A 15,515-nucleotide genomic window follows, 5' to 3' on the forward strand; every position below is an offset into this window, starting at 1 on the left:
GGATGAAAAGCCTAGGATCAGAAGTTGATGTTTGCTCCGAAGGTGATCGTACGTGGAACCGGATAACCTGACAGGTCAACACCTGGGCTCAGGTTGCCGCCGTCACCAGCACCGTTGTCCTGCATGCTGACTTCGGGGTTGGATCCACCCCAGTAGTTGGTGAACACCCACATATTTTGCCCGGAAGCGTAGATCCTTGCAGACTTGATGGACTTCCCAAGATTCTTGAAAGAATAGCCGATGGTGATGTTTCGCACAGTCAGATACGAGGCATCAAAGAGAAAGTGGCTGCTGTTCCAGTCGCGTTCTACACCCGTCACGTTACCGCCACCGACGGTCGTTCCAAAGTAGCCTTCTCCCGGATCTTCAGGAGATCTGAAGCGGTCATTGGCCTTTCTCACCATATTAAACACCCCATCTAGGTTGGCAGTGCTATAGAGGTGTCTCATCCAAAGCTGGTTGCCTTCAGAACCGGAAAGGGTAACGCTTGCATCGAAATTTTTCCAGGTGAAATTGTTGACCATGCCGTACACAAAGTCCGGGAATGGATTACCGAGAATCGCCCGGTCGTCGTTGTCACCGCCGTAAGTGATGATGCCGTCTCCATTTACGTCACGCATCTTAATGCTGCCCACTGTTGAGCGACCAGGTACCTGCGGGGAGTTGGCAAGATCTTCGGCATCCATATAGTAGCCTTCCTTTACCAGTCCATAGAACTGTCCAAAGGGCTGACCCACCTGGGTAATATGGTAGGTTCCATACACGCGATCTATTCCCTCCGCCAGTTCGACCACCTCATTTCTGTTGAAGGAGATGTTGGCGTTGATATTCCAGCGGAAGTTGCTTGTGTTAACAGCAATTGCATTTACCGAGAATTCATGACCCCAGAACTTGATCTCACCGATGTTGTCATTGAAGTTGCCAAATCCAGCTTCTTGGGGGATCTGCACCGCATAAAGCAGGTTGGTGGTGTTTTTGGTGTAGAAGTCATAGATAAATGACACCCTATCATCCCACAGTCCCAACTCCAGACCAAGGTCAAACTGGGCAGTAGTTTCCCAACCGAGATTTGGGTTGTTCAGTGAGATCACGGCAGCTCCTGGCGCCACTGTCTCACCAAACACGGAGTTGATGGTGTTGTTTACCCGGGCATACGAGGTATAGTTACCAATGTTGTTGTTACCGGTAATACCGTAGCTGGCTCTTAGTTTGGTAAATGAGATGGTGGAATTGGACTTCAAAAATTCCTCATCTGAGAGTACCCAGCCTACCGAAGTGGACGGGAAGACACCCCAGCGGTTATCTGCTCCGAATCGGGAAGAGCCATCACCTCTCACTGCAGCAGTAAAGAGGTATTTCCCTTTGTAATTGTAAGTCAGTCTGGAGAACACTGAGGTTAAAGACCATTCCTCGACTCCGGAGTTCGTTCCTCCACGGTTTACGTTAATTGCTCCCTGGATAGTCGGGAGGCGATCATCCGCGTAGGTATCCGCTTGAATTCGTGTACGGTCTTCTCTGTACCGCTGATTGGAAAAGCCCACCAACGCTTCAAAATTGTGATCGTTAATACTTTTGGTATAGGTTGCTATATTCTCATTCAACCAAGACAACCTTTGATAATTTTCACGGATAGATACTGCAACCGTTGGAATGGACACGTTAATATTGGCGGTAGCAGTAGACGGGTTAAACCAGAAATAATTGCTGTTTCTGATCTCGGTGCTGAAGCTTGACTGGAGATTCAGTCCCTTGATCGGTTTCCATGCTATGAAAGCATTAGAGAGCACGTTCATCTGCTTCGTTTCATTTGTGATTTCCTCCGCTGAGCGTACCCAGTTTGGATAGTTGTAGATGTTACCTGTATTGGCCGGAAACGTGTTGAAGTAAGTCAGTTCTCCATTTGCATCGTAGATTGGCATGATCGGCCAAGTATGCAGGGCGTTGAACAGGATCCCGGTACCGCGCGAACCGTCGGTTCTTGGAGTATTGTCTATCACGTAGTTTGGTGCGACGTTAAAGCCGATATTGACCTTGTCAGACACCTGATAGTCCGTATTCATTCTCAATGAGAATCTTCTATAGTCCGAATTAACCACTACCCCGTCCTGGGTAAATACCCCGGCTACTACAGCGGTATTGATTCGTTCCTTATTGGAAGTCAGGGTCAGGTTATAGGAAGAGATCGGAGCAGTCTGCAGCATTGCGTCATACCAGTCGTTGTTGCTGTCCCGGTATTGTGCTGGATTCTGAAAAGCTTCCGGTACAGGATTCCCGGCATCTTCATAGGATTCTTTCTTAAATGTGGCAAATTCCTCCGCAGACATCATCTCGAGTCTTCCCTCAACCGGCACCTTTTGGAAGCCAGTATATACGTTCAGCCCGACGTTGGTCTGACCTGCTTTGCCTCTTTTAGTCGTGATCAGGATGACACCGTTTGCTGCCCGAGAACCATAGAGGGAAGTTGAAGCCGCATCTTTCAGTACAGTTAACTCTTCGATTTCATCGGGGTTGATCTGATTGATATCGCCCGTGATTGGGAATCCATCCACCACATAGAGCGGTGAACTGCCGCCTGATACTGAGAGCTGGCCTCGGATACGTACGTTCATCCCCTGACCTGGCTTACCGGTGGTCTGATTGATCTGTACACCGGCGAGTCTGCCCTGTAGCTTTTGCGCTACTGACGAAACGGGCATGTCTTGCAAATCTTTTCCGGATACGGATTGGATCGCTCCAGTTACTTCCTTCTTGATCTGGCTACCGTATCCCACTACCACTACTTCGGATAGATCGGAAGTGGAAAGATCCAGCGTGACATTGATCGTGGTCTGCCCGCCCACCACTGCGACCTCTTTGGTAGTATAGCCGACAAAGCTTATTACCAAGACATCTCCTGCAGCAGCGTCGACGGTATAGTTCCCGTCAATATCTGTGACAGTTCCTTTTTGGGTGCCTTTGATCATCACCAGTGCTCCTGGTACGGGCTCACCTTCGGATGTGACTACACCCCGGACAGATTGGGTCTGCCCAAAACTCGTTGCGCTTATGCAAAACATAAGCAATAAAAATCCAACCAGCCGGACTTTTATCTTAGATAGATAGTGGTTATTCATATAGACGGGTTTTTGTTAATTGAATAAATTCTCCCCAATTACACCATATAAACAACTGACCCTATCCTGCCCAATCCTGTAAATAACCCTATAAATCAGGCTTTTATTGCAGGACAGAGCAGGACAGATGTTTACTTAAAAACAATTAGAATATCTATTCAACATTGAAAAAATCCGATTATATAAAAAGCGGATTTAGCAGGATAGCAAAGGACAGATTAGCTTTTGGACAGAAACAGATCGCCGCCATTAACCAAACATCAGATTTTTTGACTTCGTGGAATGATCTCTGAGGATAATTCTCTTGACGTCACTTAAAAACGCAGAAAGCCCACTACTTCTCAGAAAGCCACTTTCGGCAGAATGGTCGTGAAAAAAATCTCCTTCGCCGCAAATCACTCTGGCATCTCTGTCTTCCTATTTTTTCGATACAAGCCTCAATCCCCCACCGATCGACCAGTGAAGCCTTGCCAAGCGATTCAATACAAACATTAAATCCGTCACTAGAACGCTGGAAATAAGCGGACTACGAATTCCGTATGCGCTCAACTTATTCCACAGCACTCCACAGGATAGCTGCATATTTATAAAAGTTGATTTTGTGCCAGCAATAAACCAAAAAATACATGTTAAAACACAAAAACAGCTTGGAAAGGACCTTTAGGCTCGGTCTTATTTTTGCCTTGTTTTCCCTTCATGGCCTCGCCTACGGCCAATCCACTGTGGTGAAGGGAAAAGTGACAGAGGTCGGTACCCAGCAGCCGGTGCCCGGAGCGCTAATCGTAGTCAAGGGAACGCAACGAGGTACGGTGGCCGAAGACGACGGGACGTTCAGCTTGGATGCCAAAGCTTCCGAAACTCTGGTGGTAAGTTTCATCGGCTATTCTACTAAGGAGGTACTGATCACTGGCACCGAAGAGGTCATCAATGTCGAGCTCACCGTGGACGAAGCCGAACTTGACGAAATAGTGGTGGTCGGCTACGGCACCCAAAAGAAGTCTGATTTGACAGGATCAGTAGGGTCGGTAAATGAGCAAAGTCTGAAAGATCGCCCTTCAGCTACCCTGTCCAATGGTTTATCTGGTAAGGTAGCAGGTGTGAATGTTTCGGTCAATTCAGGACGACCAGGAGGCCGCGCGAACATAAGAATTCGTGGCAACACTTCAGTAAGTATTGCGAATGATCCACTCTATGTAATCGACGGTGTCATCATGCACGCGACAGGCTTGGCAAACGGAAGTACTCCAATCGACTATATCAACCCAAACGACATCGCCTCTGTAGAAATCCTTAAAGATGCTTCAGCAACAGCCATCTACGGAGCAAGAGGAGCCAATGGGGTGATATTGGTCTCCACCAAACGCGGCAGCCAATCTGGTGGGACAATCGCCTACGAAGGGAACTTCAGCATCGGCGTACTTCCAAAGAAGATTCCTTTGTTGAATTCTGAGGAGTTTTTGGCGATGGAAGACCTTGCCTATCAAAATGCCCAAAAATATGATCCTAACGGATGGAACAACGGCATCTACAAAGATCCCGCGCTAAAGCGTACTAATCCTAAGCTTTTTGACTCAAACGGCCAGCCCTTGTATGATACCGACTGGCAGGACGAATCCTTCCAGCCCGCATTCACACAAAGCCATCAACTGAATTTCACTTCCGGTAATGTGGATGATAATTTTGGCGTCTACCTGGGCTACCGTGATGAGGATGGACTCATGGCCAATTCTTGGTTGAAAAGATATTCGACGAGATTTGTATTTGACAGCAAAATAAAAGATTGGATAAAAGTCGGCGGCGTATTAAGCTACAATGACCAAAAGGAGAGCCAAATCGACCCCTTGGGCAATGGCGGCATCATAGCGATGCGTCAGGTATTGGAAGCATTGCCTATCATACCGATTAAGTATCCGGACGGCACTTGGGCAGGAAATGCTGACTACCCTGGAATGGAAGGCGGTGACAACCCTATCCAAGTATCAGAGGAAAGAATATACCTGGTGAACACCCAGACTGTCTTGGGAAATGTCTATGCTAACCTGTATCTGGCAAAAGGACTTGAGCTCAGATCGAATCTTTCGGTAAACATCGTAAACCAACGGGTTGACTACTACGGCGGCCGAGACCTGGATTACATTTCCAAAAACCAAGGTGGTGACGCCTCGGTTTTCAATGACAGACTGAATTCTTGGCAATTTGAAAATTACCTGACCTATATAAGAGAGTTTAACGACAACCATGCAATCAACGCAATGGCCGGGATCGCTTGGCAACACGTGGACAGATTCAATTCTACTGCAAGAGCTCAGGGCTTCCAAGATGATTATTTCACCTTTAACAATCTTGGAGCTGGCGCGGTCGCCGTTCAGCCGAGCTCCGGCAGTGTGGCGTATGGATTGAACTCTTATTTCTCACGAATCAACTACACGTTCCGCGACAAGTACCTGTTCACACTTACGGGCAGGGTAGACGGCTCTTCAAAATTCGGTGAATCAAACCAATATGCATTTTTCCCTTCTGCAGCATTTGCATGGAGAGCCTCCGACGAGGGCTTTTTGAGCTCGAGTCGTCTCATCTCAAACTTGAAACTAAGAGCAAGTGTCGGACAGACCGGAAACTCCGAAGTGACGGCCTATCAAGCGTTGGCAGGAATGGGAAATTATTCTGTGATCTTCAATGATCAGCGGCAGATAGGCATCGGTGTCAGCCGCCTTGCAAATCCTGACCTGAAGTGGGAAGTGACGTCTCAGATAGATTTCGGTGCTGAAATTGGGTTCCTTCAAAACCGATTGATGTTTGAAATCGATCTCTATCGGAAGATCACTGACGACATGCTTTTGAGCGCGCCAGTGCCTTCCAGCAGTGGCTACACGGTAGTAAGTAAAAACGTGGGAAGCATGGAAAACAAAGGGGTTGAGTTTGGTTTCAATACGGTTAACGTCGAAAAGAACAACTTCAGCTGGTCTACCACTTTCAACCTGTCCATCAACAAAAACAAGGTGAGAGAATTGACCGGAGGCTCGGATATCTTCTTGGGCCAAACCGTGGTAAGAGAAGGTGAACCGGTGGGATCATTCTTCGGGTATGTTCATGAGGGCACCTGGGGCTCCGACGAAGAATCAGTCGCAGCGTCGTTTAATAAGAAACCCGGCGACATCAAATACAAAGACGTCACCGGAGACGGAGTCATCAATACGGCAGATCGAGTGATTATAGGCAAGGGCATCCCTGATGGGTTTGGCACATTTGCCAATACATTTAGATTGAAGAGCTTTGAACTGTTGGTGGATATTCAGTTCGCTTACGGCAACGATGTGTCGTTGTCAAGCAAGCACTCTGCAGAAGACCGAACCGGAATCGCAAATAGTTTTAAGACCGTATTGAACGGCTGGACTCCGGAAAATCAAGACACTTATTACGCCCAAATCCGTCCCCTTACTGCCGGATATAACACATTCCTTGACTCAAGACGTGTCGAAGATGGCTCTTTTATACGAGGGAGAAACATCATGCTTTCCTACAATTTCAGCCAGCAGACACTAGACAAACTCAAGGTAGGAAGTATGAGAACGTTCTTCTCGGTTCAGAACTTCTTCTTGACGACAGATTATTCCGGCTATGATCCGGAAGTCTCCACCTCGGGGGCAGCATTTGATCAGGGCGTTGATCTTTATGCCTATCCAAAACCAAGGGTATTCATGTTAGGTGTGAGTATTAGTCTATAATTAAAATCCCCAGAAAATGAAAACAACTAAATCCTATATAAGAAAATTCGTCTTCCTGTCCTCGTTGATAGGAGTCACATCCTGCGCGGATTTCCTGGATGAATCGGACAAATCGAATTTTACCCTTGACAACTACTTCACCAAGCCGGAGCATGCCACCAGCGCGGTAAACTCGATCTATCAGAGTTTACAACCCATCATGTCCAGCGGCTTCGGCGGTGGCCCTTGGATGATGACTGAATTTGCGACAGGCCTTGCGGACACCGAACTGGGCCAGGCGCAAAACAGCCTTTTGATCATGAACCTCGACAACAGCTCGGACAATGGCTACGGCCAAACCTATTGGACCAGCTTCTATCTCGGCATTGCCAACGCCAACGTCGCCATTGCCGAGATCCCGGATGTGCCCATGGACGAAACGGCAAAGAACAAGCTATTGGGCGAAGCGCGTTTTTTGAGAGCGTATTACTACTTCAATCTGGTCCAGATTTTTGGCAACATCCCATTAATTACCGACCCCATCGATCTGACCTCGGAAGACCTTTACCCCGAACAAGCAGCCCCGGCCGCAGTCTATGATCAGATCGTGGCCGATCTCCAAGAAGCTGAAAAATCCGGATTACCCTGGAGAGATGCCTCGGGCAGGGTGTCGATGGGGGCTGTCAAATCACTGCTTTCCTCAGTTTACCTGACAATGGCGGGATATCCACTCCAAAAAGGAAACGAGTACTACGGCCTGGCTGCCTCCAAGGCAAAGGAAGTAATTGATTCGAACACGTTTTCCTTGTTTGACACCTACTACAGTCTCCATAATCCAGCCATGAAAAACTTGGGCGAGAATATATTCATGACTCAGTATGTGGCCTATGTGCTCCCTTCCAGCTGGCAGGTATCGATCATCCCGTACAATAGAGGGATCTCCAACTACAGTGAGGAAACAGGCGGAATCTTTGCTCAGGAAGCGTTTGTAAAATCCTATGAATCCGGAGACAAAAGAGCGGCGGAAAAAGAATTCTACTATACCAGCTATACACTCAGGGACGACCGCACAAAAAGCCTAGAACTGGGGGACTATTATCTCTTTAAGCATTTTGATGAAACAGCCCAAACCAATACCAGAAGCAGTTCTTTGAACTGGCCTATCCTGCGTTTTGCCGAAGTACTTCTCATCCACGCCGAAGCGTCCAACGAAGCAAATGGCCCGAATGCCGACGCCTATGCTTCGGTGAACAAAATCAGGGAAAGAGCGGCATTGGCTCCCCTGAGCGGACTGTCCCAGCAGGAGCTGCGGGAAGCAATCTGGAGAGAAAAATTTCATGAACTCTCTTATGAGAACAAAACCTGGTTTGACATGGTGAGGATTAGAAAGGGGTTTAACGTGACCACTCGCCAGTTTGAGGATTACGTGGGACACAAATTTGTCTACGGCCCTACTGTCAGTGATCGAGAGCTGCTATTCCCGATCCCGACTGCAGAAGTCAGAAACAATCCCAAGCTGGTTCAAAACCCCGGCTACTAACGGAACACGAAAAAACGTCCTCCCTCCCTTCAACTATTTCAAAGGGACAGGCTGACAAAAGTTATCGTTCTGGCCTGACGGAAAACTATTCAAAAAGAGGGTTTTGTCTGAAATGACAAGACCCTCTTACCCTTTGAAGGGAAAAGCCGGCTAAAGAAAGTTGAGGACCCCTTACGGCGGCGCAAAAAAATCTCCTCCCGCGATTTCAAAAAAGGCCTTGACATACAACAGCCTTTTTTTTCTATAAAAAAAGACATAACATCATCGTCGGAAACCAGGAAAACTTTTTGGCACTAAAATCAAAAGTAACAATCCAACAAACTCATGTTTAAAAACCCCATCAAGAACCTACTAGTCCCTATTTTGCTGGGACTTCTTATTTTTCAATGTACTCCCAAAAAAACCCTTGAACTCCGGAAAAACTCCCGCATCACACTGGTCGGAAACAACCTAGGCTCCCGCATGATGGAGTATGGGCTTTTCGAAACGGAGATGCACCTCCGGTATCCGGACAGTACCCTGTATATAAGGAATCTCAGCGATCCGGGCGACACTCCCGGATTCCGTCCCCGATCTGGCACCAATGACCCCTGGGCTTTTCCGGGAGCCGAAGATTTTCAGGTGGAATACGCCACTCCATCCGGCAGCGAAGGACATCTGGAAAAACCTGATCAGTGGCTTACCCGGCTTCAGGCTGACATCGTGATCGGATTCTTTGGCTTCAATGAGTCTTTTGAAGGAAAAGACAGACTGGAAAACTTCAAAGCAGAACTGGAAGCCTGGATCCTCCACTCCAAGGCGCAGAAATACAATGGCAAGTCCGCGCCTCAACTCGCGCTGGTTTCTCCGATAAGTTTCGAAGACATCAGCGAGATCGTGGATGTGCCTAACGGAAAAGCAGAAAACGAGAATCTCGAGCTATACACCGAAGCCATGCATGAGCTTGCCGTGAAGCATGAGCTCGTCTTCGTCGACGCCTTTACTGCGAGCAGAAAATGGTATGCAGACTCCAGCGAGCCGTTGACGATCGACGGCACACAACTGAACGAAAAGGGTTACGAAAAACTGTCAGAGCTTCTTGCAGACGAGCTTTTTGGCGAGGCAGATCGCAAAGCCAGCGCAAACCGGGACCTCATCCATCAGGCAGTCATGGAGAAAAACTGGATGTGGATCAACGACTACAAAATCCCCAACGGCGTCCATGTCTTTGGCCGTCGTTACGATCCGTTTGGCCCGGACAATTATCCTTTTGAACTGGAGAAAATCCGCCAAATGACTGCCATCCGCGACACCGCCATCTGGGAGTCTACGTCCGGCAAAGTGAAAGATCTCGCCGCCGCCGATGCCAAAACCATCGTACTTCCGGAAGTGGAAACCAACTACAATCCCGAAGCAAACGGCAGCTTGGAGTATAAGTACGGAGAACAAGCTTTGAAGACCATCAAAGTTCCCGAAGGCTACAAGATCGAACTATTCGCTTCCGAAGACGAGTTTAAAGACCTGGCCAATCCGGTGCAGCTTTCCTTTGACAACAAAGGCCGACTTTGGGTTGCCACCATGCCAAGCTATCCGCACTACAAGCCCGGAGACAAACGTCCCGAGGACAAGCTGATCATCCTCGAAGACACCGATGGAGACGGCAAGGCTGACAAGCAGACCACCTTCGCAGACAATCTGCACATCCCCGTAGGATTCGAAATCGCTCCTGAGGGCGTGTATGTCTCACAGGGAAACAACCTGGTATTGCTGATCGATGAAAACGGAGACGACAAAGCAGACCGCAAGGAAGTGCTACTGAGCGGCTTTGACGACCACGATACGCACCACGCCATCTCGGCCTTTACCACAGATGAATCCGGAGCCATCTACATGGCCGAGGGAGTATTTCTCCATACCAATGTGGAAACTTCCTACGGCCCGGTGAGAGCGACTAACGGCGGCTTTTATCGCTACGAGCCGAAGCGTCACAAACTTGAGCGAGTTAATCAGGTGAGTATTCCAAACCCTTGGGGGATCGCCTTTGACGACTGGGGGCAAAACTTCTACGCAGAGACTTCCGGCCCCAATGTCAACTGGATGCTCCCGGGTTCGACTTTGCCACGCTATGGCAACGGCAACTTCAAGGGTCCAAATCTGATCGAAAAAGACCATCTCGTGCGTCCTACTTCAGGTTTGGAGTTTATCACCAGCCGTCACTTCCCGGATGATGTCCAAGGCGACATGATCATCAACAATACCATCGGTTTTTTGGGAACCAAACAGCACCAAGTCATTGAAGACACTGTCGGCTTTGTCACCAAATGGAAACAAGACCTCATCGTTTCCACGGATCGCAACTTCCGCCCGGTGGATATGGAGATCGCTCCAGACGGTTCGCTTTATGTGGTGGATTGGCACAATATCCTAATCGGCCACATGCAGCACAACGCTCGCGACCCGCTGCGTGATCACGTGCACGGCCGAATCTATCGGGTGACCTATCCCTCAAGACCTTTGCTTACACCAGCGAAGATTGACGGTGCCAGCATTTCTGAATTGCTGGAAAATCTGAAACAGCCAGAGTATCGAACCCGCTACCGCACCCGCCGCGAGCTCCGTGGCCGGGACAAAGCGGAGGTCTTTGCTGCCGTGCAAAGCTGGACAAAATCTCTTGACAAGAACGATCCAAACTACGAGCACAACCTGTTGGAAGGCCTCTGGGTGACTTGGGGGATCAACCAGGTGGATCAGGATCTGCTGAAGCAAGTCCTGGCAGCCAAAGACTACCGTGCAAGAGCTGCCGCTACCCGGGTACTCCGCTACACGGGTCATCAGGTGAAAGATCAGGCCGAACTGCTCATGGCGGCGGTAAAAGATCTAAACGGCCGGGTGAGAATGGAGGCGATCGCGGCTGCGTCTTGGTTGCCGCGGGAAGTAGGACTGCCGATCTTGGCAGAGGCTGAGAAACAACCAAAAGACAACACCTGGATTCCGGGAACTCTGGAAACTGCCGTAGCCCACCTGAACGGACTTTCCGTCAGGGAGAAAAAAGAAGAAGACGTCAAATCCTCCCTGACGGGTTCTGAAAGAGAGCTGTTTGTCCTGGGCAAGGAGATTTACGCCAGAGAAGGATTCTGCTCCACCTGCCACCAGACTGACGGCGGCGGATTGAGTGCATCCGGCTTCCCTCCGCTTCGCGGCACACCTTGGGTGACTGGCAGTCCGGAGCGGCTGATCAAGATCGTCCTCAAGGGGATCATGGGCCCGATCAATGTATCGGGCAAAGACTACCCAGGACAGGTGCCGATGACGCCTTTCGAAGGGATGCTCGACGACAGCGAAGTGGCAGCAGTATTGACTTATGTCAGAAACTCCTTTGGCAATCAGGCGTCACCGATTTCTCCTGAGCTCGTAAGACAGATTCGGGAAGAAGTCAAGGCCAAGGAAGGATTCTACAGCCCTGAGGAGCTTCTGAAAGTGCATCCGATGGAGAAGTAGGGATGATGGATGCATGATGAGGGATGTTCTTTATTGTAAAAAGTTGAATAAGTAGTCCCATACTATCAAATGAAAAAAAATCCCTCTAGTTAACCGCTAGGGGGATTTTTTTTTGAAAAGCACCCTTCAATTGGTGGATCTGAAAGGTTCAGAAGGTACAGAATGCCTATTTCAATTTCTCAAAAACCTCCCCTTCAGCCTCCACCTTATATCCAGTGATGGCTCCGTCTGTTCCCCGTTGGAAGTAGATCGGCTCTCCTCCTTCCACGTCGGTGAACACGTCCCCATACTCATGAAATATCGGATAGTTTACGCCGCGGATCTTGGCATAGAGCGTCTGGTCAGTAGGGTTCAAAGTCAATTCAAAGACACCGTCTCCCTTATGCGAGTAGCTTCCGACGAAGCCGGCCAGTTCCGGACCGGAGAAAGCGACGTCGTAAGGGTTGTCGCCTGAAAGTACCAAGCCATCGCCCGGCACCCAATTATCATACTCCATGTAAAAAGCCGTCCTTCTCGCCGCATTCAATCCCTGGAATTTGGCTACTAGATGCAGCGCTCCATCGATCCCGGCTGAGATTCCGGCGGTGGTGATCACCTTCCCATTGTCGACAAAACGAACCTCACGAAGCACCTCTATTTGAGGATAATTTTGTTCCAAGCTGTTCAGCGAATTGTGAAAAGTAGTGGCTTTCATCCCATCCAAGATCCCCGCTTCGGCTAGCATAAAAGCACCTGTACAGACCGAAAAGTGGTATTTCACCTCAGTTTGGCCTTTAATCCAATCGATCACAGCAGAGTCCTGGTATGCCCGGCCAGCATTTCCCCCAAAAAACGCCAGGATGTCGGCCTTTGGCGCATCGTCGATTGAATAGTCCGGGATGACTTTCAACACACCTTGGGATTTGATCGGATCTTTGGTCTTCGAGACAGTGAAGACCTCATATCCTGCATAGGAAAACACCTCCATCGGTCCGGCAAAATCCAAGACTTCTACCCCATCCTGAAGGTAGAAGGCAATCTTTTTGATCTGGTTCTTTTTCACCAAAATCATATTGCAATGGGGACAGGTGCCCGGTTTGTCAAAAACCAAAGCATCACAGGCACTGCCGCACGGAGGGCAGACATAGGCCGGACTGTCACCTGTACTTTGCCCCAAAAGAGAAGTCTGAATCATAGTCCCCATAAGTATCCAAAAGCAAAGCCGTACCATATCCTGATTTTTTTCCCAAAACTAGAATCAACAAGCTTGGGATAAAAGGACAAGCGTACGCAGGATCAGGACAAGTTTGGGGGAACAAGGTCCCGGTATTTTCGGAGTAGGGACCGAAGCTGATTGGCGCTTTTCAATCCGCAACTCAGCGCGGTGACTTCTACCTTTTCCCCACTGTCCAAAAGTTGCAGGGCCTTTTCGAAACGAAGTTTATCCCGGTATTCTCCCAAAGTGATTCCCACCGTTTTCTTGAAAAGCCGGCTGAGATTTCGCGGGCTCATATTTACTTTCTCGGCCAGATCCTCCAAAGAAAGCTGCTGATCCAGATGACTTGCCATCAAGTCCTGGACTTGGTGGACACGGTTTTCCAGGTGATTCCGAAACTGGAGAAAGACGCTCAGTTGCGGGTCATTTGGCATTCGGCGTAGAAAGACCACCATCTCCTTAGCTACCTTGAACGCAAACAATGACCCAAAAACCTCCTCCAAAAGAAACAGCGAGAGATCAATCCCCGAGGCCACTCCGGCGCTGGAGTAGATGTTGCCGTCTTTGACAAAAAGCCGGTCAGCCATCAGCCGTACATTGGGGTGAAGCCGCTCGAAGACCTCGCGGTATTTCCAGTGAGTGGTGCAGGATTTCCCATCGAGCACTCCGGCATTAGCCAGGAGAAATGTCCCAGTACACACCGAGCAAACCTTGGCACCATTTCCGGCCTGAAGTCGTACCCAGTCCAAAAAAGGCTGAATGGTCTGGTAAAATCCCTCACGGAAATAGACCTCAGACTCCAGTCCAGGGATGATCAACCAATCAGAAGACCCGAGCTCAAAGTCCCTGAAATCCAATAAGCTGCTTATGCCCAAACCCGGACTCGAACGCTCCTCCGAATTACCGTTGAGAGAGACGAAAAAGATCTCAATAGCCGGGTCAAGCACCTTGGCTTCGTAAAAGGCATGCGCCGGTCCGCAGAGATCCAAGAGATGGACTTTTGGGGGAACTGCGAAAAATACCCGGTATTTTTGGACTGGAGAGTCGTGCATGCTGTCGAAAATTCCGTGAAGTTTAATCGGAATTTGGGGATTGTCCAATTCCAGCTTTCCAAAACATACAGATCAGGACAGCTCATTTTCTAATTTTGTTAACCTTCGATTGTCCGTGTTTCCTTTCTTTGCATTCCAACCCAATCATGCCTTCATGAAACATTCCAAATCCTTTCAATAATTTTTCAAAGGATCCCGTTGGAAGGGAAGTTTGAAGACTTTATCTCCTCATAAATCAAAAATCGTAAATGAAAATTCGCCTTACTCTCCTAGCACTAGCTCTTCCTGTTTTTTCCTTTTCCCAAACCCAAAAACCCAGCTTCGAAAAGCAGCTCATCGCCTTCGAAAGCAACGAATCCGTCGGAGCCATTGACGTGGACAAGGACGGCCATCCCGACTTGGTCTCGGGTAGCTATTGGTACAAAGGTCCAGAGTTTAAGGAGCGGTTTCTGATCGGTCAGGTCAAGCGATATGGGGAATATTACGAGGACTTTTCGACCATCCCCATGGACGTGAATGGCGATGGGAAGATGGATTTTGTGACCGGAGGCTGGTTTGAGGGAAAACTGATCTGGAAGGAAAACCCCGGAAACAACGGGGAATGGAAGGAACATCTGATCGCCGAGACAGGCAACATCGAATCCACCCGGGCCTGGGATATCGACGGCGACGGCACCTTGGAGATCGTACCCAACACACCCCGTAAACCGCTGGCGTTCTACAAATGGGTCGGGCCAAACCAGTTTGAAAAATACGAAGTATTCGAAACCCAGGGCCACGGACTGGGCTTCGGTGACATCAACGGAGACGGATTTGGAGACCTGATCAGCTCCATGGGATGGTACGAAGCTCCCGCGGACTTGCGAACCGGAGAGTGGGCTTTCCATCCGCTGGACGGATTCAAGGATCTGAGCGTACCGGTGATCGTGACCGACCTGACGGGTGACGGTAAAAACGACCTGATCATCGGCAACGGCCATGACTATGGGCTGTATTGGATGGAGCAGGTCGCCGACGGGGACAAGATCGAATTCGTCCGCCACGACATCGATCCGTATCAGTCTCAATATCATTCCATGGAATGGGTGGACTTGGACGGAGACGGTAAAAACGAACTCGTCACAGGCAAGCGCTACCGGGCTCACAACGGAAAAGACCCTGGTGGATGGGACGAGATCGGTCTGTACTACTTCAAGTGGGACGGCAAAAACTTTGTCAAAAACGTGATCAGCTACGGGCCTTTTGGGGTGGGAAAAGGAGCCGGACTCTACTTCTCCGTGACCGACCTCAACCAAGACGGCAAGCTCGACATCGCCGTCGCGGGAAAAGACGGGCTGGCGGTATTTTGGCAGAAGTGAGGCTAAACCTAAAAAAGAATGTCTTTGATCCGAATTTCAGAAAATGGGTCGAAATAGAGAACGGACTTTGGAAAGC

General features: G+C 49.2%; 7 protein-coding genes. 4 read left to right on the forward strand and 3 right to left on the reverse strand.

Annotation, left to right across the window (positions count from 1 at the left end; genetic code table 11):
* Positions 1–17: 17 nt before the first annotated feature.
* A complete protein-coding gene (locus tag G459_RS0106410; RefSeq protein ID WP_051315102.1) occupies positions 18–3,056 on the reverse strand; it encodes a SusC/RagA family TonB-linked outer membrane protein in 3,039 nt (1,012 codons plus the stop codon).
* 683 nt (positions 3,057–3,739) lie between these two features.
* Between G459_RS0106410 and G459_RS0106415 the strand changes: the two genes are divergently transcribed.
* From G459_RS0106415 to G459_RS0106425, 3 genes are all read left to right on the forward strand, one after another.
* The gene (locus G459_RS0106415) at positions 3,740–6,838 is read left to right on the forward strand and encodes a SusC/RagA family TonB-linked outer membrane protein (protein WP_084454385.1); all 3,099 of its coding nucleotides are present in this window, start codon (positions 3,740–3,742) and stop codon (positions 6,836–6,838) included.
* A gap of 16 nt (positions 6,839–6,854) precedes the next feature.
* Positions 6,855–8,357 carry a RagB/SusD family nutrient uptake outer membrane protein gene (locus tag G459_RS0106420; RefSeq protein WP_026966899.1) on the forward strand — a complete coding sequence of 501 codons (1,503 nt, stop codon included), beginning with the start codon at positions 6,855–6,857 and terminating at the stop codon, positions 8,355–8,357.
* 324 nt (positions 8,358–8,681) lie between these two features.
* Positions 8,682–11,834: a PVC-type heme-binding CxxCH protein gene (locus G459_RS0106425; protein ID WP_026966900.1), complete on the forward strand. Its 3,153-nt coding sequence runs from the start codon at positions 8,682–8,684 to the stop codon at positions 11,832–11,834.
* Positions 11,835–12,000: 166 nt separating this feature from the next.
* Here G459_RS0106425 and G459_RS28880 read toward each other — a convergent pair whose 3' ends face one another.
* Complete coding sequence (locus G459_RS28880) at positions 12,001–13,008, reverse strand: DJ-1/PfpI family protein (protein ID WP_211234388.1); 1,008 nt, start codon at positions 13,006–13,008, stop codon at positions 12,001–12,003.
* Positions 13,009–13,109: 101 nt separating this feature from the next.
* On the reverse strand, positions 13,110–14,081 hold the full coding sequence (locus G459_RS0106435; protein WP_026966901.1) for a GlxA family transcriptional regulator: 972 nt from the start codon (positions 14,079–14,081) through the stop codon (positions 13,110–13,112).
* A gap of 248 nt (positions 14,082–14,329) precedes the next feature.
* Here G459_RS0106435 and G459_RS0106440 point away from each other — a divergent pair, with 248 nt between their 5' ends.
* Positions 14,330–15,439: an FG-GAP repeat domain-containing protein gene (locus tag G459_RS0106440; RefSeq protein WP_035455321.1), complete on the forward strand. Its 1,110-nt coding sequence runs from the start codon at positions 14,330–14,332 to the stop codon at positions 15,437–15,439.
* The last annotated feature ends 76 nt before the right edge of the window (positions 15,440–15,515 follow it).

The organism is Algoriphagus terrigena DSM 22685, from assembly GCF_000429445.1.
Lineage (GTDB): Bacteria > Bacteroidota > Bacteroidia > Cytophagales > Cyclobacteriaceae > Algoriphagus > Algoriphagus terrigena.

Bases quoted from the DNA above. Each gene is read 5' to 3' on its own strand.
- G459_RS0106410 (WP_051315102.1), bottom strand. From the start codon at position 3,056: ATGTTTTGCATAAGCGCAACGAGTTTTGGGCAGACCCAATCTGTCCGG.
- G459_RS0106415 (WP_084454385.1), top strand. From the start codon at position 3,740: ATGTTAAAACACAAAAACAGCTTGGAAAGGACCTTTAGGCTCGGTCTT.
- G459_RS0106420 (WP_026966899.1), top strand. From the start codon at position 6,855: ATGAAAACAACTAAATCCTATATAAGAAAATTCGTCTTCCTGTCCTCG.
- G459_RS0106425 (WP_026966900.1), top strand. From the start codon at position 8,682: ATGTTTAAAAACCCCATCAAGAACCTACTAGTCCCTATTTTGCTGGGA.
- G459_RS28880 (WP_211234388.1), bottom strand. From the start codon at position 13,008: ATGATTCAGACTTCTCTTTTGGGGCAAAGTACAGGTGACAGTCCGGCC.
- G459_RS0106435 (WP_026966901.1), bottom strand. From the start codon at position 14,081: ATGCACGACTCTCCAGTCCAAAAATACCGGGTATTTTTCGCAGTTCCC.
- G459_RS0106440 (WP_035455321.1), top strand. From the start codon at position 14,330: ATGAAAATTCGCCTTACTCTCCTAGCACTAGCTCTTCCTGTTTTTTCC.